The sequence below is a fragment of the Streptomyces thermovulgaris genome (assembly GCF_002155915.1).
GTDB classification, from domain to species: Bacteria; Actinomycetota; Actinomycetes; order Streptomycetales; family Streptomycetaceae; genus Streptomyces; species Streptomyces thermovulgaris.
In genome coordinates this window covers 348-22,746 of the sequence record NZ_MUME01000072.1, presented here as the reverse complement: position 1 = coordinate 22,746, position 22,399 = coordinate 348, and the positions used below count along the sequence as shown (strand labels likewise).

At 72.1% G+C, this 22,399-nt stretch carries 17 protein-coding genes and 1 pseudogene; 10 read left to right on the top strand and 8 right to left on the bottom strand.

Annotated features, from left to right (window positions below; genetic code table 11):
* Positions 1–2: 2 nt before the first annotated feature.
* From CCN35_RS07850 to CCN35_RS07840, 3 genes are all read right to left on the bottom strand, one after another.
* Positions 3–248: a WhiB family transcriptional regulator gene (locus tag CCN35_RS07850; RefSeq protein ID WP_067397014.1), complete on the bottom strand. Its 246-nt coding sequence runs from the start codon at positions 246–248 to the stop codon at positions 3–5.
* A 149-nt stretch (positions 249–397) separates the two neighbouring features.
* A complete protein-coding gene (locus tag CCN35_RS07845) occupies positions 398–1,141 on the bottom strand; it encodes an ABC transporter permease (RefSeq protein WP_067396911.1) in 744 nt (247 codons plus the stop codon).
* Positions 1,138–2,076: an ABC transporter ATP-binding protein gene (locus tag CCN35_RS07840; RefSeq protein WP_067396914.1), complete on the bottom strand. Its 939-nt coding sequence runs from the start codon at positions 2,074–2,076 to the stop codon at positions 1,138–1,140. Before CCN35_RS07840 ends, CCN35_RS07845 begins: the two co-directional genes overlap by 4 nt.
* A 109-nt stretch (positions 2,077–2,185) precedes the next feature.
* Here CCN35_RS07840 and CCN35_RS07835 point away from each other — a divergent pair, with 109 nt between their 5' ends.
* Positions 2,186–3,400 carry a sensor histidine kinase gene (locus tag CCN35_RS07835; RefSeq protein WP_086791961.1) on the top strand — a complete coding sequence of 405 codons (1,215 nt, stop codon included), beginning with the start codon at positions 2,186–2,188 and terminating at the stop codon, positions 3,398–3,400.
* Positions 3,401–3,682: 282 nt separating this feature from the next.
* Complete coding sequence (locus tag CCN35_RS07830; protein WP_067396918.1) at positions 3,683–4,345, top strand: response regulator; 663 nt, start codon at positions 3,683–3,685, stop codon at positions 4,343–4,345.
* A gap of 72 nt (positions 4,346–4,417) precedes the next feature.
* On the opposite strand, the gene CCN35_RS07825 is transcribed toward CCN35_RS07830, so the two are convergent.
* Positions 4,418–5,701, bottom strand: a complete 1,284-nt coding sequence (locus CCN35_RS07825; protein ID WP_079129819.1) for a PucR family transcriptional regulator — start codon at positions 5,699–5,701, stop codon at positions 4,418–4,420.
* Positions 5,702–5,828: 127 nt separating this feature from the next.
* On the opposite strand from CCN35_RS07825, the gene CCN35_RS07820 reads away from it, so the two are divergent.
* The 5 genes from CCN35_RS07820 to CCN35_RS07800 all read left to right on the top strand — a co-directional run bounded on the left by CCN35_RS07820 (position 5,829) and on the right by CCN35_RS07800 (position 11,932).
* Positions 5,829–6,518, top strand: coding sequence for an urease subunit gamma (locus tag CCN35_RS07820; protein WP_086791959.1), 690 nt, complete (start codon positions 5,829–5,831; stop codon positions 6,516–6,518).
* Positions 6,515–8,203 (top strand): urease subunit alpha, encoded by a 1,689-nt coding sequence (locus CCN35_RS07815; protein ID WP_079129821.1) that lies wholly within the window; start codon positions 6,515–6,517, stop codon positions 8,201–8,203. Before CCN35_RS07820 ends, CCN35_RS07815 begins: the two co-directional genes overlap by 4 nt.
* Before the next feature lie 41 nt (positions 8,204–8,244).
* Positions 8,245–9,945: an amidohydrolase gene (locus tag CCN35_RS07810; RefSeq protein WP_086791957.1), complete on the top strand. Its 1,701-nt coding sequence runs from the start codon at positions 8,245–8,247 to the stop codon at positions 9,943–9,945.
* Positions 9,942–11,276: an MFS transporter gene (locus tag CCN35_RS07805; protein WP_067396923.1), complete on the top strand. Its 1,335-nt coding sequence runs from the start codon at positions 9,942–9,944 to the stop codon at positions 11,274–11,276. Before CCN35_RS07810 ends, CCN35_RS07805 begins: the two co-directional genes overlap by 4 nt.
* A gap of 176 nt (positions 11,277–11,452) precedes the next feature.
* Positions 11,453–11,932, top strand: a complete 480-nt coding sequence (locus tag CCN35_RS07800; RefSeq protein WP_067396925.1) for an OsmC family protein — start codon at positions 11,453–11,455, stop codon at positions 11,930–11,932.
* Between the two features lie 223 nt (positions 11,933–12,155).
* On the opposite strand, the gene CCN35_RS07795 is transcribed toward CCN35_RS07800, so the two are convergent.
* The 3 genes from CCN35_RS07795 to CCN35_RS07785 all read right to left on the bottom strand — a co-directional run bounded on the left by CCN35_RS07795 (position 12,156) and on the right by CCN35_RS07785 (position 14,821).
* Positions 12,156–12,530, bottom strand: a complete 375-nt coding sequence (locus tag CCN35_RS07795; protein WP_067396927.1) for a VOC family protein — start codon at positions 12,528–12,530, stop codon at positions 12,156–12,158.
* A gap of 187 nt (positions 12,531–12,717) precedes the next feature.
* Positions 12,718–13,755 (bottom strand): LacI family DNA-binding transcriptional regulator, encoded by a 1,038-nt coding sequence (locus tag CCN35_RS07790; protein ID WP_067396930.1) that lies wholly within the window; start codon positions 13,753–13,755, stop codon positions 12,718–12,720.
* A gap of 106 nt (positions 13,756–13,861) precedes the next feature.
* Positions 13,862–14,821, bottom strand: a complete 960-nt coding sequence (locus CCN35_RS07785) for a multicopper oxidase domain-containing protein (protein ID WP_067396933.1) — start codon at positions 14,819–14,821, stop codon at positions 13,862–13,864.
* 368 nt (positions 14,822–15,189) lie between these two features.
* Here CCN35_RS07785 and CCN35_RS07780 point away from each other — a divergent pair.
* Both CCN35_RS07780 and CCN35_RS07775 read left to right on the top strand, forming a co-directional pair.
* Positions 15,190–17,537: pseudogene (locus CCN35_RS07780) on the top strand (ThuA domain-containing protein).
* 23 nt (positions 17,538–17,560) lie between these two features.
* Positions 17,561–19,747 (top strand): OmpL47-type beta-barrel domain-containing protein, encoded by a 2,187-nt coding sequence (locus CCN35_RS07775; protein WP_086791955.1) that lies wholly within the window; start codon positions 17,561–17,563, stop codon positions 19,745–19,747.
* 186 nt (positions 19,748–19,933) lie between these two features.
* Here the strand turns inward: CCN35_RS07775 and CCN35_RS07770 are convergent, their stop codons facing one another.
* Positions 19,934–21,124, bottom strand: coding sequence for a zinc-dependent alcohol dehydrogenase (locus tag CCN35_RS07770; protein ID WP_067396940.1), 1,191 nt, complete (start codon positions 21,122–21,124; stop codon positions 19,934–19,936).
* A 277-nt stretch (positions 21,125–21,401) separates the two neighbouring features.
* On the opposite strand from CCN35_RS07770, the gene CCN35_RS07765 reads away from it, so the two are divergent.
* Positions 21,402–22,361, top strand: a complete 960-nt coding sequence (locus CCN35_RS07765) for a DUF3048 domain-containing protein (RefSeq protein ID WP_328587102.1) — start codon at positions 21,402–21,404, stop codon at positions 22,359–22,361.
* Positions 22,362–22,399 lie beyond the last annotated feature (38 nt).

Below are 22,399 nucleotides of genomic sequence, written 5' to 3'. Positions count from 1 at the left end.
CGTCAGTCGTCGGCGCGCTTCAGGGCCCGGCGTTCCTGCTCGGACAGGCCGCCCCAGATGCCGAAGCGTTCGTCGTTCTCCAGGGCGTACTCCAGGCAGGCCGCGCGCATCTCGCACAGGGAGCAGATGCGCTTGGCCTCCCGCACCGAGCTGCCCGGTCCGGGGAAGAAGAAGTCGGCCCCGGTCTGCGCGCACAGGGCCTGGTCCTGCCAGGTGCTGTCGTTCGGGCTGATCGTCTCGAGGTGCATGCCCGGGATCGTGCCGGGCGGCGCAAAACGTTCGATCAACGCGCCGTGGACGCGCACTTCACGCCATGAACGCGCCGTTCACCGCCGTTCACCGCCGTTCGCAAAGCTCCCGCCCCGGTCGCCGTGCTTCCGGGGCGGGTGACAGGACGTCAGGCGTCGCGGCGACGCACCGCCCACAGGCCGGCCAGAAGCGCGGCCGCCGCCCACAGCGCCGTCACGGCGAGCCCCGGCCACGGGCCGATGCCGCCTGCCGGGGTCTGCTGGTACAGCACTTGCTGTCCGGCACGGTCCGGAAGGAACTCGACGGCCTTTCCGGCGGCGTCCCCGATCACGAAGGACACGATCAGGATGAACGGGACGAGCAGGCCGAGCACCAGGACGGCACTGCGCAGCAGGAACGTGAGTCCCGCGGCGAACAGGGCCAGCAGCGCGAGGTGGATGCCCGCGCCGACGCAGGCCCGCAGCGCTCCCGGCTCACCGAGACCGATGGCGTCCTCCCCCAGGAGCGCCTGGCCCACCAGGAACGTGGTGAACGCGGTGACGAGCCCCACCAGAAGGGCGGCTGCGGCCACGACCGTCGTCCTGGCCCCGTAGAACAGGCTCCGGTTCGGTACGGCCGACAGGGAGACCCGCAGGGCACCGTTCGCGTACTCGGAGGAGACGGCGACGGCCCCGAAGGCGATCGCGGCGATCTGCGCGAAGTAGATCGCCTGGAAGGCTCCGAAGACGACATCCCCGTCGCTGCCCGCCTCCGCCTGGCCCTCCGTGGCGTAGAGGGGCAGGGTGAAGAGCAGCGTGACGACGAGGATCGCGAGGAGCGATCCGAAGCTCGCCCGGACCGACCTGATCTTGATCCACTCGGAGCGGAGCACAGCGGTGACGGACATGGTCATGCCTCCTGCGGGACGGTCGGGGATGCGGGAGCCGCGGCGGTGTACTCCGCCTCGTCCGCGGTGAGGGCGAAATAGGCCTGCTCCAGGGAGGCGCGTTCGTCGGTGAGTTCGAGAAGGGGGATGCCCTCGCGGGCGGCGACGGCTCCGACCTCCCCGGCTCTGGCGCCTTCGACCACCCACCGGCCGTCGTCCTCCTGCACCGTGTATCCCTCGGCCAGCAGCGTGGCCCGCAGCCGCGCGGGATCGTCGGTGCGCACGCGTGCGCGTGGAGGGCTGTGCTGTTCGATGAAGTCCTGGGTGGGGACGTCCGCCAGGAGCCGGCCCCGGCCGAGGACGACGAGGTGGTCGGCGAGGACCGCGGTCTCGTTCATCAGATGGCTGGAGACCAGGACCGTACGGCCCTCGCGGGCGAGCCGGCGCAGCAGATCGCGGATCCAGACGATGCCCTCCGGGTCGAGGCCGTTGACGGGCTCGTCCAGGATGAGGACGGGCGGATCCCCGAGGAGCGCGGCGGCGATGCCGAGGCGCTGGCGCATGCCGAGCGAGAAGGTTCTGATGCGGCGGCGCGCCACCGCGGCAAGACCGGTCTCCTCGAGGACCTCGTCCACGCGACGGGCCGGGATGCGGTTGCTGACGGCGAGAAAGCGCAGGTGGTCCCGGGCGGTGCGGGAACCGTGGGCCGCCTGTGCGTCCAGCAGGGCGCCGACCGTGCGCAGGGGCTCGCGCAGCGTCGCATAGGGACGGCCGCCGATCGTGGCGGTGCCGGAGGTGGGGTGGTCCAGGCCGAGGACGAGGCGCATGGTGGTGGACTTGCCGGCGCCGTTGGGGCCGAGGAACCCGGTGACCCGGCCCGGCTCGACGGTGCACGTCAGACGGTCGACGGCCCGGGTGCTGCCGTACTCCTTGGTGAGGTCTTCGAGGTCGATGCTGCTCATGGCGTCAGCGTGGCCGGACGGCGCGCGGGCGGGCCTCCCCCCGCCGGAGGAGACCGTCTCCCCCGTGCGGGGGAGACGCCGGCTCCGGGCGCTCTGCCAGGACGGCGGCATGTCGGGCCTCCTGCTGCCGCTGACCCGTGCGGTGACGTACACCCGCTGGCTGCACATGCTGGTGGGCGCGTTCGTGCCGTTCGTCTGCGCCCTGGTCCATCCGGGACTGGTCGGCCTGTCGCCGGGCGAACGGGTGCTGATCGGGGTCGTTCCCCTCCCCCTGGTCCTGGCCGCCGCCATGGTGCCCTCGATGCGCCGTGCGGAGGGGCTGCAGGCGCGGCTGATGCTGTTCCCCGGTCCGCACGCGCGGGTGCGGACCGACGAGGACCCGGGGGTCTCCGCCGTCCCTTCCGCCTCGTGGAGCGACCGGGCCAGGACCGGTGCCTGGATGGTCCTGCGCATGGAGGCCGGGCTCGTCGTCGCGCTGGTGTCCAACGAGCTGCTGGCGTGCGCGCTGTCGCTGGTCGGGGCGGCCTTCGGGACGCCCAAGGTCTCCACCCTGTTCCTGCACGTCTCCGGCAGGGGCTGGGCGTACGCCCTGCCGGCACCGGTGCCCGTGCTGGTGCTGATCCTGTTCGTCGCCGGGGCGGGCGCGCTCATGGCCCGGGCCGCCCGCCGGCTGCTCGGGCCGTCGCTCAAGGAGCGTCTGGCCGCGCTGGAGCAGCGCACCGAGCAGCTGCTGGAGCGCAATCACATCGCACGGGAGCTGCACGACAGCCTCGGTCATGCGCTGACTCTGGCCGTGGTGCAGGCGGGTGCCGCCCGGACGGCGGGCGACCCGGACTTCACCGGCCGGGCGCTGGAGACCATCGAGGAGACGGGACGGGCCGCGCTGGAGGACCTGGAACGGGTCCTGCTCGTGCTGCGCGAGACGGGGCAGCCGGCCGGCGCCCGTCCGGCTCTGGACGAGGCGGGCCGTCTGCTGGACTCCGCGCGGTCCTCGGGCGCGCGGGTGGACGCCGAGGTGACCGGGCCGCTGGAGCGCGTTCCGGGGCCGGTCTCCCGCGAGGCCTACCGGATGCTCCAGGAGGGCCTCACCAATGTGCTGCGGCACGCCGGCCCCGTCCGGATCGGTGTGCGCATCGCCGTGGAGGAGGCACGGCTCCGCCTCGAGGTGCGCAATCCGCTGCCCGCGCAGACCCCGGTGACCGGCACGGGCGTCGGCAGCGGGCTGCGCGGGATCCGCGAGCGGGCCGCACTGCTCGGCGGCGAGGCCCGGGCGGGACGGGACGGCGACCAGTGGCTGCTGCACGTCGACCTGCCGCTGCGGTGATCCGGTGCCGGGAGCCGGGCACTGGGCCGGTCCGGTGCCGGGGAGCAGGGCACCGGGGGGGTCGTTCGGATCGGGCCGGCTCCGGCGGACGGTGCCCGGTGACCGGGGTGAGCGGGGTCCGGTGCGTGCGGACGCAAGGCGGAGGAGGGAGCCGACGCGGAGCGCCGGCGAGTGACGACAACGCCGCTCGGGGTGCCCCCACGCCCGTCCAGGGCAGTGGGGGCGCGTGCCGAACCCCGCGGCCTGCGGCTTGATCCGAACGACGTCCCCTAGGCTGATCGGGTGCCGATCACTGTTCTCCTGGTCGACGACGAGCCGCTGGTACGGGCCGGTCTGCGGGCCGTGCTGGAGGCCCAGCCGGACATCGAGGTGGTGGGTGAGGCGGCCGACGGGGCCGCCGTGATCCCGCTGGTACGGCGGCTGCGCCCCGATGTCGTGGCCATGGACGTACGGATGCCGCTGATGGACGGCATCGAGGCCACGCGGGCCGTGCTGCGCACGGTGCCGGACCCGCCGAAGATCGTCGTGGTGACGACCTTCGAGAACGACGAGTACGTGTACGGGGCGCTGCGCGCGGGCGCCGACGGTTTTCTGCTCAAGCGGGCGCGGCCGGCGGAGATCGTGCACGCCGTACGGCTGGTGGCCGAGGGCGACTCCCTGCTGTTCCCGGCGGCGGTACGGCAGCTGGCCGCCTCGTTCGGCAGGGAGTACGGCAACGCCGCGGCCCGGACGGCCCTGGAGCGTGCCGCGCTGACCGAGCGGGAGGGGGAGGTGCTGCGGCTCATGGCGCGCGGCCTGTCGAACGCGGAGATCGCCGTGCATCTGGTGGTGGGGACCGAGACCGTCAAGTCCCATGTGAGTTCCGTCCTGGCGAAGCTCGGCGTACGGGACCGCACCCAGGCGGTGATCGCGGCGTACGAGTCCGGCTTCGTCTCCCCCGGGTGAGGCCGGGGACGCAGCGGCCCTCGCCGTCCGGCGGCGTCCGTGACGCCCGCTCCGCGGCGATCTCCGCGGTGATCAGGAACGCCTCGCCGTGGACGTGGTGGACGTGAGGTCCTGGGGCCTGCCGGATCCGCCGGAGGGGCCCTGTCCGTCCCGGTTTCGGGCGCAGTGCAGGGCGAACAGGACGGTGGCCGCCTCCTCGGGGCTGGTGGCCCGGTAGCCGGTGAGCTCCGTGAACCGGTTCAGCCGGTTGAGCACGGTGTTGCGGTGGCAGTACAGCACCCGGGCGGTCTCCGCGATGGACCCGGTCGCGCAGTACGTGGCCACGGCCGTCAGCAGCCGCTCCCGCTCGTGCGGGGGCAGGGGGTCCAGACCGGACAGCACCGCGTCGGCCAGCGCGTCCGCCATCGTGCCCAGGCGTGCCGCGGCCACGGGCATCCACGCCTCGCTCAGGGTGACGGGGCCCGTCGTCCCGCCGTCCAGGGTCGCGGCGATCGCCTCGGCCATCCGGACCACGTCGGGGACGCGGGCCAGTCCGCGTGCCACCGGGCCGACCGCGCACGGCACACCGTCCAGCCAGGAGGGCACCGGGTGGTGCTCCCCGGGCGGGAGCTTGGCCACGAGCACCAGCATGCCGTTGTGCTGCTGCAGATGGGTGATCCGACCGGTCGGCAGGGCCGAGACCGCTCTGCGCAGCCCCTGCTGAAAGCCGGGAGGCGCGACCGCCACGGTGAAGTCCGCCTGCGTGCTCACCTGGAGAAGGGTCGCCACCTGGGTGACGAGCCGCTGGTCGCGGCCGTCCGACGACAGCAGCCTGCCCATGAGGGCGGTCCGTTCCCGCTCCCGCTCGCGGGCCTGCACGGCGATCTGGTCCAGATAGGCGGCGTGCACCTGGACGGTGTGGAACTCGACGGCCTCCCACACCCGGACCGCGCCGCGTGTCAGCTCCGGCAGGCCGGCCGGACCGGTGCGCTCCGTCATCGCGGTCCACAGCACCCGGAAGTCCATGCGCACCGCCCGCAGGAGCTGCTCCAGCGGCACGCCCTGGTCGGCGCGGCGGCGGCCCAGCCGTGCCGGGACCTCGCGCAGTTCCTCGGACAGCGGCAGGCCGCCGATCAGCCGGAGGAGCAGTTCGAAGCAGGCACGCGCGGTGTCGCGCAGGTCGTCGGAGGTGACCGTGGACTCGTATCCCTCGAAGGAGGAGACCTCCGCGACATAGCGGGCGACCAGGCTGTCCAGGTCGTCCAGGCAGTCACGGACGAGGGTGCGCAGCTCTGCGGAGACCGGTGTGGCGCCGTCCGGCTCCAGCGGGGCCGGGGAGGCGGCTGCGAGGGGGTCCGGGGACGGCGGATTGTGCATGTGCACATTATGGGCCCTTCACTCCGGGGGCTTTTCACCATTGTTTGCACCGTGTTTCCCCGGCATTGTGCTGTGCATCCCCCATGCGCACCCCCTGGGTCGCGCTTGATCTCCAGGGAAGTGACTTGTGCATCTGACCCCACGTGAACAGGAGAGGCTGACGCTGTTCTCGGCAGCCGAACTCGCACGTCGGCGGCTGGCGCGTGGAGCGCTGCTCGGCGCCACGGAGGCCATCGCCCTGGTGTGCGACGAGATCCTCGAGATGGCCTGGGACGGCACTCCGCTCGAGACCGTCGTCGAGCGCGCCGGTGACGTCGTCCCGCGCGACCGGCTGCTGCCGGGCGTCGCGGAGGCCGTGCCCAGCATCCAGATCGAGGCCCTCTTCCCGCACGGCTCCAGCCTGGTGCACGTTCCCGAGCCGTTCGGGCCGGCCGGGGCCACCGGTCCCGGCGCGGTGCTGGTCGCCGGCGGCGAGACCGAGCTCGCCCCCGGCCGCCCGCGCATCACCTTGGACATCACCAACCGCGGCCCCCGGGAGATCTGGGTCTCCTCCCACTTCCCGCTGGAGGAGACGAACGCCGCCCTGGACTTCGACCGGGAGGCCGCCCGGGGCCACCGGCTGGACATCCCGGCCGGGACGTCCCTCCGGTTCGCCCCCGGGCGGACCCTGACCGTCACCGCGGTGGCACGCGGAGGAGAACGAACAGAAGACCAGGCAGGAGAACAGGCAGGAGGGCACGCGGGAGGACGCCGGACGGAAGAGCACGCGGGAGGACGAACACAAGGCCGCGAAGAAGGCCGGGGAGGAGACCGATGAGCCGGATGTCCCGGGACGCCTACGCGTCCCTGTACGGCCCGACCACCGGCGACCGGATCCGGCTGGCCGACACCGATCTGTGGGTCCAGGTCGAGGGCGACGACACCGAGCCCGGCGAGGAGCTGCTCGGGGGCTGCGGCAAGACGGCCCGCGACGGTCTGCTCGTGACCGGCCGGGCCCCGCGCGACAGCGCGCTGGACCTGGTGATCCTGGGCGTGGTCGTCATGGACCCGCTGATCGGGATCCGCAAGACGAACATCGGGGTCAAGGACGGCCGCATCGTCGGCGTGGGACGGGCGGGAAACCCGCGGACCACCGACGGCGTGGAACTCGTCGTCGACTCCCACACCGCGATGATCACGGGCGAGGGGCTCCTTGCGACCCCCGGTGTGGTGGACTCCCATGTCCATCTCTCCAGCCCCGAAGTGGTCCCCGCGGCGCTCGCCGCCGGTGTCACCTCCGTGGTGGGCATGGGCATCGGCGGGGTGTGGGACGTGGGCGCCAACCCGGCCCACAATCTGCACAGCCTCATCGAGGGCTGGCGCGACGCCCCGGTCAATGTGGCGTTCCTGGCCCGGGGCTCCTCGTCCTCGCAGGAGCTGCTGGAGCGCGCCGTGCTCGCCGGGGCCGGCGGGTTCAAGATCCACGAGGACTGGGGGGCGACTCCCCGGATCGTCGACACCTGCCTGGGCGTCGCCGAGCAGGCCGATCTGCCGGTCGCCCTGCACACGGACACCCTCAACGAGTCCGGCTACCTGGCCGACACGCTGTCGGCCACCCGCGGGCGCACCGTGCACGCCTACCACGTCGAGGGAGGCGGTGGTCACCCCGACCTGCTGGAGATCGTCTCCCAGCCGCATGTGCTCACCTCCTCCACCACGCCGACCCTGCCGCTGACCCCGGCGACCGTCGCCGAGCTGCTGCCCATGACGCTGACGGTGCACCGCGGCCACCACGGGGTCGACAGCGACCGGTCCATCGCGGCGAGCCGGGTGCGCGAGCACGCCATCGCCGCCGAGAACGCCCTGCACGACCTCGGCGCGATCAGCATCGTCAACTCCGACTCCATGGGCATGGGCCGTATCGCCGAGACCGCGCGCCGCACCTGGCAGCTCGCCCATGTCCAGGCCCACCTGGCGGGGGAGACGGGCCCGGAGACCGTCAACAACGAACGGGTGCTGCGCTACCTGGCCAAGATCACGCTGAATCCGGCGATCGCCCACGGCATGGCCGCCGACGTCGGTTCGCTGCGGCCCGGCCGGCTCGCCGACATCGTGCTGTGGCGTCCGGTGACCTTCGGTGCGCAGCCGGAGCTGGTGCTCAAGTCCGGGTTCGTGGCCTGGGGGCTGTCCGGGTCGGGCTCCGGCTCGACCCGGCTGACCCAGCCGCGGGTGATGAGGCCCTACTTCGGCGGTCTGGGCGGGGCTCCGCGCCGGCTGTCGACGGTCTTCGTCTCCCAGGCGTGCCTGGACGACCGTGCCGCCGCCGCGGCGCTGCCGAAGGGGGTCCGGTACACGGCCCTGCGCGGCAGCCGGGGGCTGACCCGGGCCGACATGGTCGCCAACACCGCCGTCCCCGAGGTCACGGTGCCCACGACGCCCGGCGCGGTCCTGGTCGACGGGCGTCCGGTCGACGTCCACCACGCCGCCGACCTGCCGCTGACCCGGCTGCAGAACCTGGCCTGACCACCGCCGTCCGGGCCCCCCTCTCCCTTCGGAAGCTCCCCATGCTCGATCTCAAACTGCTCAACGCCCGCATCCGCACCGTGGACGACCGACATCCCCGTGCCCGCACCCTCGGCGTCCTCTCCGGACGCATCGTGGGCCTGGACGACACGGTGCGGCACCTGCCCGCCCGCACCACGCTCGACTGCCACGACGCGGTCGTCGTCCCCGGGTTCGGCGACGCCCACAACCACATGGCCTGGTTCGGCCAGTCCCTGGACGAACTCGACCTGAGCGAGGCGACCACGCCGGCCCGGATCCACGACGCCGTCGCCCGCCGGGCGGCCGCCCTTCCGGCCGACGCCTGGATCGTGGGCTCCGGCTACGACGACACCGTCCTGGGCGCGCATCCGCACCGCACCGACCTGGACCGGGCGGGCGGCGGGCGTCCGGTGTGGCTCAAGCACCGCTCCGGGCACATGTGCGCGGTCAGCAGCGAGGTGCTGCGGCGGGCCGGTGTCCTCGACGGCACCGCGGTCGTGCCCGACGGCGGGGTCGTGGTGCGCGACGAGGCGGGCGTGCCGACCGGGCTGCTCCAGGAGAGAGCCCAGTCCCTGGTGACCGATCTGGTGATGCCGTATCCGGTGGGCGAGCTGGCCGACGCCCTCGGCCGGGCGAGCGCCGTCTACGCCTCCGAGGGGCTCACCCATGTGGTGGAGGCCGGGATCGGGACCGGCCTGACAGGCCGCAGCCCCGTCGAGGCCGCGGCCTATCAGCTGGCCCGTGAGCGCGGCACCCTGCGCACCCGGGTCGAGCTGATGGTGGCCTCCGACAATCTGCACGCGCTGCGCGCGCACCCCGACGACGGCATCACCACCGGGATCGACCTGGGGCTGCGGTCCGGCTTCGGCGACGACTGGCTGCGGCTGGGCCCGATGAAGATCTGGCTGGACGGGTCGCTGATCGGGCGGACGGCCGCCGTCTCGGAGCCGTTCTGCGGGCACGACCACACCTCGAGCGTCCTGCAGGACGGACCGGAGCGGATGCACCGGCTCGTCGTCGACGCGCACCGCGCCGGCTGGCGGGTGGCCGCCCATGCCATCGGCGACAGCGCCGTCGACCTGGCCCTGGACGCCTTCGCCGAGGCGCAGCGCGTCCTGCCCCGCCCCGATGTGCGGCACCGCATCGAGCACTCGGGGGTGGTCCGTCCCGACCAGCTGGACCGCTATGCCGAGCTGGGCGTGGTGCCGGTGCCGCAGGCCCACTTCCTGTACGCCGTGGGCGACACCATGGCCGAGGCGCTCGGTCCCGCGCGCCTTCCGTGGCTGTACCGCCACCGCTCGTTCCTGGACCGGGGGCTCCGGGTGCCCGGAAGCTCCGACCGGCCGGTCGCCCCGGGCGCCCCGCTGCTCGGCATGCAGTCCATGGTGGAGCGGCTGAGCCGGGCGGGCGTCGTCCTCGGTCCCGACGAGCGGGTGACCGCGGAGCAGGCGCTGCGCGCCTACACCCTCGACGCCGCGTGGGCCTCCCACGACGAGGACCGGCGCGGCAGCCTCACCCCCGGCAAATACGCCGATTTTGTCATACTTTCCGACGACCCCGTCGGTATCGACAGCAGTCGGATCGGTGCCATCGACGTCCTGGCCACCTTCGTGGCCGGTGCGTGCGTCCACGGCGCCGACACGATCGCGGACCTCACCGCAGTGAACGGCCCTCTTCCCACGACCGCCTCGTCGCGGCCGCACGCAAGGAGCACGACATGAGCAAGACGGAGCAGACCGCCCCCGGGGCCACGCCTCCGGGGACGTCGGCCGTCGTCACCGGCCAGGATGCCGCCCGGGTCGCTTTCGCAGCCTTCGTGGGCACGGCACTGGAGTGGTACGACTACTTCCTCTTCGGCACGGCCGCCGCCCTCGTCTTCAACCGGCTGTACTTCACCACGCTCGATCCCGCCGCGGCCACCCTGGCGGCCTTCGCGACCTTCGGAGTCGGGTTCGCGGCCCGGCCGGTCGGCGCCCTCGTCTTCGGATGGCTGGGCGACCGCATGGGACGGCGGCCGGCCCTGCTGATCACCGTGGTGATGATCGGTGTGGCGACCGGTCTGATCGGTGTGCTGCCGAGCTACGCCGCCATCGGTGTCGCGGCGCCGCTGCTGCTGGTGCTTCTGCGGCTGCTGCAGGGCATCGCCGTCGGCGGGGAGTGGGGAGGCGCCGTCACCCTGGCCGTGGAGCACGCGCCGCCGGAGAAGCGGGGCCGCTATGCCGCGCTGCCGCAGATCGGTTCGCCGGTCGGCACGCTGCTCTCCTCCGGGGCCTTCGCCCTGGTGCTCCTTCTCCCGTCCGGGTCCTTCGACTCCTGGGGCTGGCGTCTGCCGTTCCTGGCCGCCTTCCCGCTGCTGGGCATCGCCGTCTACATCCGCCGCAAGGTGGAGGAGTCGCCGCTGTTCGACGAGATGCTCAAGCAGGACGAGCGGGCCAAGGTCCCGGCCCTGGACGTCTTCCGCCAGGCGTGGGGGCGCCTGCTGGTGGCGATGGCCTCGGCGACCCTGGGCGTCGGCGGGTTCTATCTGCTGACCACGTTCATGATCAGCTACGGTGCCGACACCCTGGGGCTGTCGCGCTCCCTCATGGTCAACGGAACGCTGGTGGCGGCGGTCGCCCAGATCGCGGTGATCCTCGTCATGGGACGGGTGGCCGAGCGTTTCGGCCCCGGCCGGGTCACGGTGTGGGGCGGTCTGCTCACCGCGCTGCTCGCCTTCCCCGTCTTCTGGCTGGTCGAGACCAAGAACCCCGTGGTGGTCGTGCTGGCCATGGCCGCCGGCATCGGCGCGCTCTCCGTGGCCTACGCGGTGTCCGGGGCGCTGCTCGCCGAGCTGTTCCCGGCACGCCTGCGCTACAGCGGTGTGGCCCTGGCCTACAACCTCGCGGGCGCCCTCACCGGCTTCCTGCCCTTCCTGGCGTCCGCGCTGCTGGGGACCTTCGACGGGGCCTCCTGGCCGGTGGTCCTGCTGCTGATCGGGCTGTCCCTGCTCACCGCCCTGGGCGGATTCCTGGGCGAGCGGATGCGGGTGCGGGACAACGTGGTCGCCGTCTAGCTCCTCTGCGGGCCCTGCCGCCCGTCCCGTGCTTTCCTCCCCTCGTGTGTCCTGCCGCCTCCGCGCGGCAGGACACACGCCTGTACGGCCACCGCCCGAGGGCCCGTGAAGCTCCCGGCGGGCCCGCCGGGGCACCGGCTCGTACCGCGCTCCCGCAGCATCCCTAGACTCGGGCCATGAGGACGACGCACACCTACGACGTCACGGTCCAGTGGACGGGCAACCTCGGATCCGGCACGGACGGCTACCGGTCCTACAGCCGGGACCACGAGGTACGGGCGGACGGCAAGGCCGTGATCGCCGCCTCCTCGGACCCCGCCTTCCGCGGCGACCCCGCGCGCTGGAACTCCGAGGAGCTGCTCGTGGCCTCCGTGGCCCAGTGCCACATGCTCTGGTACCTGCACTTCTGCGCGGCCGGCGGGGTCGTCGTCACCGACTACCGGGATCACGCCCACGGAGTCATGACCATGGACGAGACCGGTGGCGGAGGCCGGTTCACCGAGGTCGTCCTGCGCCCCGAGGTGACCGTCGCCGAGGCGTCGATGGCGGAGAAAGCCCGCGCGCTGCACGGCGACGTACCGGCCGTGTGCTTCATCGCCCGCTCGGTGAACTTCCCCGTCACCCACGAACCCGTCATCCGCGTCCAGCAGGGCTGACGGCGCCCGGAAACGCCGGCTCGGGTGAACGAACCCGCCGATCGGAAGCGGAAGTCGCCCGTCGGCGGAGAGGCGACGAAGCAAAGCGGGCGGGCCAACGCCCCGAGGGCTTCCGGGCCGTGGCCGTCCGAGCACGGCGGACGAGCCGGCCCCTGTCCGCCGGGGCACCGTCACCGGTGCCGCGACACGGCTCCGGCCCCGGCTCTCTCCGCCGTCCTGCGGATCACTGCCCGGGCGCCGGCGCCTCCCAGTACACCTCGATGCGGTGACCGTCCGGATCCAGGCACTTGAAGGAGACGTGGCCGGGCTCGTCGAACCGCTCGACGATCTCGACGCCGTCGGCGGCGAGCCGGTCGAGCAGCGACCGCACCTGTGCCGGTTCAGGCAGCCGGAAGCCGAAGTGCAGGAAGTCGGGCAGCGGGCCGATCCCGCCGGGCACCGTGTGCAGGGCGAGATCGAAGCCGGCGGCGTTGCGGACGATCACCGTGCCGTCCTCGTAACGCTGTGCACTGGCCGGGTCGAACCCGAAGTACTCGCAGTAGAAGCGCCGGCTGGCCTGTTCGTCGCGCACCGGCAGACCGAGATGGTTCACCTGCATGATCCCAGCCTCCGGCCCGCCCCACGACAGGGCAAGCCCTCCCAGGAACTCCGCCGGGGCACGGCCACGCGCTCCCGGCCACCGGCCCGGCACGGCCCGGCCCCGCGCCCGGCTCGATCCGCCGGACACGGGCCGGACATGAGCCGGTGACAGGTCCGCCGGACCGTTCCCGGGCGGAGGCCGGTTCCTAGGCGGAGGCGCGCCGTACCAGGGTCGTCGGCAGGACCACGCTGTGCGGCAGGTCGTCCATGGTCCCGCCGGAGTCGCCGCGGTCCAGTCCGCGCATCAGCAGGCGGGCCATCAGCCGGCCCATCTCCTCGATGTTCTGCCGGACGGTCGTCAGCGGCGGTTCGGTCTGCTCGGCCACCGGCAGCATGTCGTCGAAGCCGACCACGGCGACGTCCTCGGGCACCCGCAGTCCGCGCTCGCGCAGCACGCGCAGGGCGCCGGAGGCGGTGAGGTCGTTGGCGGCGAACACGGCGTCGAGGTCGGGGCAGCGGTCGAGAAGGGTGCGCATGGCGCGCTCGCCGCCCGCGGGGGTGAAGTCGCTCTCCACGATCAGGTGGGGGTCGGCGTCGCCCATGACGTCCCGGTAGCCGTCGAGCCGGTCCACCGCCGAGGTCTGGTCGAGGGCGCCGGTGATGTGCCCGATCCGGGTCCGGCCGAGGCCGACCAGATGCCGTACGGCCTCCCGGGCGCCGCCCCGGTTGTCGCTGTCGACGTAGACGACCTTGTGCGTGCCGTCGCTCCAGCCGGGCCGTCCGCCGAACACGGTCGGCACCCCGGCACGCTGGATCATCTCGGGCAGCGGGTCGTCGAGGTGCAGTGAGAAGACGAGCGCGCCGTCGACATGACCGCCGGCCAGATAGCGTCCGACCCGGGCGTAGTCGTCGCGCCCCTCCGTCAGCAGCAGCACGAGCTGGGTGTCATGGGCCGTCAGCTCCTTGCTGATGCCGCGCAGCTGCAGCCCGAAGTAGGGGTCGGCGAAGATCCGGGTCTCCGGTTCGGCGATGATCACGGCGACGGCGTCGTGCCGCTTGGTCACCAGGCTGCGGGCTGCCTGGTTCGGCACGTACCCGAGTTCCTCCACGGCCCGGCGCACCCGCTCGACCAGAGGCTGCCGGACCCCGTTCGCGCCGTTCACCACCCGGGACACGGTGGCACGTGACACTCCCGCCCGCGCGGCCACGGCCTCCAACGTGGGACGCGACGCTGTCTCCGTCACTTCTGGACTCCTCACCCGGCGGTTGTGATCAGCATAGCCCCGGGCGGAGCGGGTCGTGGGAGCGTTCCGGGCGGCCGGATCCGCCGGTCCGCACCGGGCGGATCCGTCAGTGGTCGTGCGGGTCGTGACCCGGGATCGTTCCGTCCGGCTTCTTCACCAGGAACAGACCGACCATGCCCATGTCGGAGTGGCTCTGCACATGGCAGTGGTACATCCATGCGCCCGCGCCGACCCCCTCCCCCGCGATCACCTGGAAGCCGAAGGAGTCCCCCGGACCGACGATCTTGGTGTCGATGATCCGGCTGGGGTCGTCGGGGCCGGTCAGCAGGCCGGTGCGGTTGTCGGCCCAGCGGTGACCGTGCATGTGGAAGGTGTGGTAGTACTCGCCGTGGGTGATCATCACGAACTCGACGCGGTCGCCCACCGTGGCCTCGAAGTCCGGGCCGGTGTGCGGCGAGCGGTTGTTGATGAGCATGTCGTTGAAGACGATCGTGTGCGTGCGGTCCGGCAGGATGTCGCCCTTGCGGCGGACGATCACCGCTCCGTACAGCCCCTTGCGGACGCCGCCGGTGCCGTGGTCGGTGCCGACCACGTGGTCGTGGTAGTGCCAGTAGCCCGCGCTGCCCTCCCGCCAGGTGCCGTCCTTGCGCCGGCCGGGGGTGTGGGTGCGCCAGGTGTAGGTGCGGGTCTCGCCGGGTTCCACATGGCTCCGGCTCTGCCTGGTGCCGTCGCTGGAGATCTCGTAGTCCAGGCCGTGGACGTGCAGGCTCACGGCCACGTCCGTGGTGTTCTCGAGCTCGATGTGCAGGGTGTCGCCCTCGACGAGTTCGATGAGCGGGCCGGGGATCGTCGCCCTGCCCTTCTCGAGGCCGTAGCCCATCTGTCCGTCGGGGAGCTTCTCGGCGTACATCCTGATGTGCTTGACCTCGCCCCCGGCCGGCGCGGTGCGCGGCAGGGCGGCCGTACTGGCGGCGGCCTCGGCCACCGCCTCAGGAGCCAGGGACAACGTTGTCGCCATGACCGCACCGCCCAGCAGCACCCGCCGGTTGAAACCGCGTCTGTCCATGCCGCTGCCTCAACTCCCCAGTTCTGTAAGGAAGTTAACCGGACTCCGCGAAGCTACCCGCCCTGCGGCCGTTTATCCACACTCAGGACAAAGTTTGTTGAAATCCGGCCGTACCTATTGGCGGACCGCGCAAAGGGGTCTAGCTTCCTTGGCGTTTGCCGTGACCGAGGAGGGTGGGTGACCACATGCGGTTCACAGCACATCGACATCCCGTACACGGAAGAACACCGGCACCGACCACGACCCGGCGGACGGGACGGACGAGACGGATCTGGTCGGCCGCGGTCGCCGCGGGGGCCCTGGCGGCCGGGTTGCTCTCGGCTCCCGCCGCGAGCGCACGCCCGGATCCCGGGACGCCGTCCGCCGCGATGTCGATCGCATCACCACCGGGCAGCCCGAACGCACGAGTGCTGATCTTCTACGGCTCCGCCGCGCCCGGCGAGGAGTCGCCGGTGGTGAACGCCGGCATCGAGGCGATCGAGCGGATCGGCCTGTCCGGACCGGCGCGGGAGCGCTTCAGGGTCGAGGCCACCGACGACGCCTCGGTCTTCACCGACGCCAAGCGGCTCGGCCGCTACAACGCGATCGTGTTCCTCACCGGCGGCGGCGACGTCCTCGACCCCGCCCAGGAGGCGGGCCTGGAGGCCTACATGGAGGCGGGCGGCGGTTTCGTCGGCATCCATGACGCGGCGCGCGCCGAACCGTACTCCGACTGGTTCACCGGTCTCATCGGCGCCCGCCCGGCCTCCTCCAGTCCGAAGACCGTCCAGCGGGCCACCGTCGAGGTCGGCGACCGGCAGAACCCGGCGACGAAGAACCTGCCGCTGGAGTGGAAGCGCTTCGACCAGTGGTTCAACTGGGTCGAGAACCCGTCCGGCACGGTGCACACCGTGGCCCGGGTGCGCGAGTCGACGTACCAGCCGGGGGCGAGCGCCAACGGCTGGGACCATCCGATCAGCTGGTGCCGCGACTACGACGGCGGCCGTTCCTTCTACACCGGCATGGGCGGCACCGTGTCGTCGTACGACGAGACGGAGTTCCGCGAGCATCTGCGCGGCGCCCTGCTGTGGACCGCCCGTCTGGTGCAGGCCGACTGCAAGGCGACGATCGCCTCCCACTACAAGGCCGAACGTCTCACCCCGCCCAACCAGCCCGGGCAGAACGACCAGATCGGCGAGCCGCACGGCCTGGTCACCGCCCCCGACGGCCGCGTCTTCTACATCGGCCGCGGCGGCGCCGACGCCTCCAGCCGGTGGTCACCGACTGGAACGACCCGGACATCGGCAAGGGCAAGGGGCAGATCCACATCTACGACCCGAAGACCGGGAAGGTCACCCTGGCGGGAGAGCTGACGGTCTTCGGCAACAAGGGCGGCGGCGACGAGCTCACCAAGAGCGAGGAGGGTCTCCTCGGGATCGAGCTCGACCCGCGCTTCGAGCAGAACGGCTGGGTGTATCTGCACTACACGCCCCACTCCCGGGTCAACCGCGAGACGCACATGGCCGAGCGGCGCGTCTCCCGTTTCACGCTCGACCCCGTCACCCAGAAACTGGATCTGAGCAGCGAGAAGGTCCTGCTCACGTGGCCGGTGCAGGTGCACAGCTGCTGTCACGCGGGCGGCGGGATGGCCTGGGACTCCAAGGGCAATCTGTACATCGCCACCGGTGACACCAACTCCAGCGGTTTCAGCGACGGTTACTCCGGCAACAACCCGCAGCCCAACTACAAGGGCGTGTCCTTCGCCGACGCCCGCCGCACCGCGGGCAACACCAACGACCTCAACGGCAAGATCCTGCGCATCCACCCGGAGCCCGACGGCACCTACACGATCCCCGAGGGCAACCTCTTCACCGGCAAGGAGACCGACGAGGGCGGCGGCAAGACCCGCGGTGAGATCTATGTGATGGGCGTCAGGAACCCCGCGCGCATCTTCGTCGACAAGAGGACCGACATCCTGTACGCGGGCTGGGTCGGCCCGGACGCGGGCGAGCCCTCGCCCATCTGGGGTCCGGCCAAGTACGACACGTTCGCCGCCATCACCAAAGCGGGCAACCACGGCTGGCCGTACTGCATGGGCAACAAGCAGCCCTACCGCGACCGCAACCTGCCCGACCCGTCCAAGCCGCTGGGCTGGTACGACTGCGACCACCCGAGGAACGAGTCCCCGAACAACGACGGACTGGTCAACCTCCCGCCGGTCACCGGCAACAACATCTGGTACTCGCCCCAGGGCGGCGCCCCGGACTACCCGCGTGACGCGAACGGGATCCCGTCGTACCGCAAGGAGGAGGCCACCTACCGGCTGCCGTGGCTCAAGGGCGGCGGGCAGGCCGCGATGAACGGCCCGGTCTACCGGTACGACGCGGCGAGCACCAGCGAGGTCAAGTGGCCCTCGTACTGGGACGGGAAGTGGTTCGTCGGCGACTTCTACGACGCCGACCAGCCGCGCAACGCCGTCCTGATGGACCCGAAGACCCTGGACAAGGGCGGGCTGCCGGTGCACTCGGAGTCGCTGAAGAAGATCATTCCGACCGGCAACGACGGCATCAAGAACCTCATGGACTGGAAGTTCGGTCCGGACGGCGCGCTGTACGTCCTCGACTACGGCCGCGGTTTCTTCACCTCGGACTCCAAGTCGGCGCTGTGGCGCGTCACCTACACGGGCGGCGGGCCGACGCCGGCCGCCGACCAACTGGCAAGGGGGACCGCACAGTGACACACCGACTGCGTCAACGAGGAATGTGGACGGCCCTGCTGGCCGCCCTGGCGATGGTGCTGGGCCTGCAGACGGCGTCCGCCGCCGGGCAGACCGGCGCTCCGGCGCGGACGGCCGCCCCCCAGGTGCTCACCTGGACCGCCGGCGACCCCATCGACCGGTACCTCTCGGCACCCGAGACCGCGGTGGCGGGACCGGCCACGATCGTCTTCGAGAACAGCGCGGCGACCGGCAACACCACGGGGATGCCGCACACGCTGACCTTCGCGACCTCCGACCCGGAGTACAACAGCGACGTCCAGCTCAACATCCTCGCCAGCCCCAGTGACGCCCAGGGCGGCCGGCACACCGCCGAGGTCGTCCTCACCCCGGGCCGCTACCTCTACTACTGCACCATTCCCGGCCACGGGCAGATGCGGGGCGTGCTGGTGGTGACCGAGGGCGACGGCTCGGACACCACGGCGCCGGAGACCTCGGCGACCGTGGAGGGCATCCGCAACGCGCAGGGCGAGTACGTCGGTTCGGCGAGCGTGACCATCGAGGCGACCGACAGCGGATCGGGAGTCGACCGCATCCAGTACGCCCTCGGCACCGCCCCGGACGACTGGCTGCCGTACACCGCCCCGATCGTCGTGGACCAGGTGGGCACCCACACGATCCACTACCGGGCCACCGACAGGGCGGGCAATGTGTCGCCGGAGAAGAGCGTGCGGTTCACCGTCGTCGCCCCGCCGTCGGACGACACGACGCCGCCGGAGACCTCGGCGACGGTCAGCGGCGAGCAAAACGCCGACGGCGCCTACGTCGGCATGGCGACGGTGACCGTCTCGGCCTCCGACACCGGTTCCGGGGTCAACACGATCGAGTACGCGCTCGGCTCCGGCGCCTGGCAGCCCTACACCGGCCCGGTGATGGTGCATCAGCCCGGCACGCACACCGTGCGCTACCGGGCCACCGACAAGGCGGGCAATGTGTCGCCGGAGAAGAGCGTGCGGTTCACCGTCGTCGCCCCGCCCGTGCAGGACACCACCCCGCCGGTGACCGGGGTGACCGTCGACGGGACGCGGAACTCCGACGGAGCGTACGTCGGCCACGCCAAGGTGACCGTGAGCGCGACCGACGAGGGCGGTTCCGGGGTCGCGGACATCGAGTACTCGCTCGACGGCGGCCCCTATCTGACCTACACCGCGCCGGTGATCGTCGACCGGGCCGGCCGGCACACCGTGACGTACCGGGCGAGCGACAAGGCGGGCAACACGTCCGAGCCGCGGACCGTGAGCTTCACGGTGGTGGCGAGCGGCGGAGTGCCCGCGCCCAACTGCCCCGAGTACGACGAACGGCTGACGGTGATCGTCGGCACGGTGGACTCGGGTGTGCCGAACCGGGTCACCGACAACCGGTGCCGGATCAACGAGCTGATCGAGGACGAGAAGGAGTGGACGTCCCAGGCGCTGTTCCTCAAGCATGTGAAGGAGGTCCTGGACCGGCTGCTCAAAGAGGGCGTCGTCGACCAGCGGGAGTACCGGGCCATTCAGCGGGCCGCCCGCCAGTCCGGCATCGGCAGGCCCGGCCAGAACACCGGGTACCGCACGATCTTCGACGGCACCGCGGAGTCCTTCGCCCAATGGGAGCACGTGGGCGGCGGCTCGTTCACCCTGAACCCCGACGGCTCCCTCACCAGCGGCACCACGAGGGACGGCATGGGCATGCTGTGGTTCCCCAAGCGCAAGTACGGCGACTTCTCGCTCCGCCTCCAGTGGCGTGACGACGCCCCGGGCAACGGCAACGCCAACTCCGGTGTCTTCGTGAGGTTCCCGTCGGTCCACGACCACCCGGAGGAGTCGCGGCCGGAGTGGGTCGCCATCAAGTACGGGCACGAGGTGCAGGTGTTCGACCGGCCCGACGGGGACATGTACAAGACCGGTTCGATCTACGGCTTCGACCGGGTGGGGCTCGCCGGGGCCGGTGTCACCGAGAAGGGCACGTGGAACGACTACGAGATCCGCGTGGTCGGCCAGCACTACTCGGTCTACCGCAACGGTGTGCTGATCAACGAGTTCGAGAACTTCGGCGGCCAGGAGTTCTCCCCGCCCCGCTCGGACGACCCGGGCACGGACGGGCGGCGGTTCGCCTCCGGCTACATCGGACTGCAGGTGCACGGCACGACGGACGTGATCTCCTTCCGGGACATCCGCATCAAGGAGCTGTAGGAGCCGCAAAGGAGGCCACGCAAGCCGTGCGCACCGCGAAAGCCGCGGAAGGCCGGAGGACACGGACGGCATGGTCCGAGCAGGAAGGAGGCCGAGCAGCACAGGGCTGACACCACCACGGGGCCCGGTCCAGGTGGACGGTGGTCGCGTCCGTCCCGGGCGGGCGCGCGGCGCGACAGCCGGTCTTCAGGGCTTCATCAGCACCTTGACGGCGCCCTCCTGCTTGCGCTGGAACATCTCGTACGCGTGCGGCGCGTCCGACAGCGGCAGGCGGTGCGTGGCGAAGTCGTCGACGCCGAGCGGGTCCTCGTCCGTCAGCCAGGGCATGATCTCGTCGCTCCAGCGGCGGACGTTGGCCTGGCCCATCCGCATCTGGATCTGCTTGTCGAAGAGGGTGAGCATCGGCATCGGGTCGGCCGAGCCGCCGTACACCCCGGAAAGGGAGATCGTGCCGCCGCGGCGCACCAGGTCGATGGCGGTGTACAGGGCGGCGAGCCGGTCCACGCTGAAGCGTTCGGCGAGCGGCCCGCTCAGGGCGCGCGGCATCACCGCGGCGGTCTGCTGGACGAGCCGGGCGACCGCGCTGCCGTGCGCCTCGGTGCCGACCGCGTCGATCACGGCGTCCGGGCCGCGCCCGTCGGTCTCGTCCTGGATCGCGGCGACCAGGTCCTTCTCGTGGTGGAAGCCGCGCAGGTCGTAGGTCTCCACACCCCGCCGGCGCGCCCGGGCGAGCCGCTCCGGGACCAGGTCCACGCCGAACACCCGCTCGGCGCCGCGTGCCTTGGCGATCCGGCACGCCATGTCGCCGATGGGGCCGAGGCCGAGCACGGCCACGGTGCCGCCGCGCGGCACATCGGCGTACGCGACCGCCTGCCAGGCGGTGGGCAGCACGTCGGAGAGGTAGACGAACCGGTCGTCGGGCGGGCCCTCGGGCACCTTCATCGGGCCGTAGTGCGCCTGCGGTACACGCAGGTATTCGGCCTGGGCGCCCGGCACCGCTCCGTACAGGCGGGTGTAGCCGAACAGGGCGGCTCCCATGCCCTCGCTGGTGACCTGGGTGGTCTCGCACTGGGTCTGCAGGCCCGCGGAGCACATGAAGCAGTGGCCGCAGGCGATCTGGAACGGTACGACCACCCGGTCGCCGGGCTTCAGATCCGGCACCTGTGAGCCCACCTCCTCCACGATGCCGATGGCCTCGTGGCCGAGGATGTCGCCGGGGGTCATGAACGGGGTGAGCACCTCGTACAGGTGCAGGTCCGAGCCGCACAGGCCGCTCGAGGTGACCCGGATGACGGCGTCCGTCGGCTCCTGGATCCCCGGGTCGGGGACCTCCTCCACCCGCACATCGCGCTTGCCCTGCCAGGTCACTGCCTTCATCGCGCCGCACCCCTTCTCTGCCGCATTTCCCTGCCGCGTTTGCGTACCGCGCGTCCTCTGCCGCGCTCGTCCCGCACCACCCGTCCCGCGCCTCCGTGCGCCCGCGCACGTCCGGGTACCCGAGCCCGAACCGGCGAACCGCGGGGGCCGAACGGCCCAGTCCGACACGCGCGATCAAAAACGAACGGGTATGGCCACTCTTGAACGTTTAAGTCCACAATTGGAACAAACAGAGAGGGACGGGGGCCATATGGCGGACTTGGGACGAAGGGCGCTGATGCGACAGGCCGTGACGGCGGCCCTGCTGCTGTCGGCACCGGCGGTGGGATGCACGGCCCGCGGCGACGGCGCCTCCGAGGACGGACGCGGTGCGGGAAACCGCCCCCAGAGCCCGCCGTCCACGGCGGCACGGAAACCGGACCGCACCGGTCCGGTGCTCGCCGTCAAGATCGACAATGTGGCCCGGGCCCGCCCCCAGACCGGCCTCGAGGCCGCCGATCTGGTGTACGTCGAACAGGTCGAGGGCGGACTGAGCCGGCTGCTGGCCGTCTACGCCACGAAGCTGCCCCCGGTCGTCGGCCCGGTGCGCAGCGCACGCGAGTCCGATCTGGAGCTGCTGCGCCAGTTCGACCGTCCCGTGCTCGCCTTCTCCGGCGCCCAGCGCAAACTGCTGCCGCTGATCGACACGGCCCCGCTGTCCGCCGAGACGCCCGAGAGAAGACCGGACGCCTACTTCCGGGCCGCCGGCCGCCCGGCCCCGCACAACCTCTATCTGCGCCCGGAGCGGCTCCTGGCCTCCGCACCGGGCGCGGACGCGCTGACCACCGGCCTCCGCCACGGCCCGGCTCCGGCCGGCGGCCGGGCCAGGACCTCGCACACGGTCGGCTATCCGGCCGCCCGGTTCACCTTCACCTGGTCCGCGCGGCGGCACGGCTGGCAGGTGACGATGGACGGCAGGACGGCCGTCACCGCCGACGGCACGCCGCTGACGCCCGCGACGGTCGTGGTGCAGCAGGTGACGGTACGCCGGTCAGCCCTGCACGACGCCCTCGGCAGCCCCACCCCGTACACCGAGACCGTGGGCTCCGGGACGGCGCAGGTGCTGCGCGACGGGCGGATCCACGACGTCACCTGGAAGCGGGCGCGGGCGACGGACGTCACCGAGTTCACGGCCGCCGACGGCACGCCCGTGCACATCGCCCCGGGGCAGGTCTGGGTGGTCCTCACCGGCCGGTGAGCGGCCCCGGCCGGGGGCCGGCCGGTGAACGGTGCGTC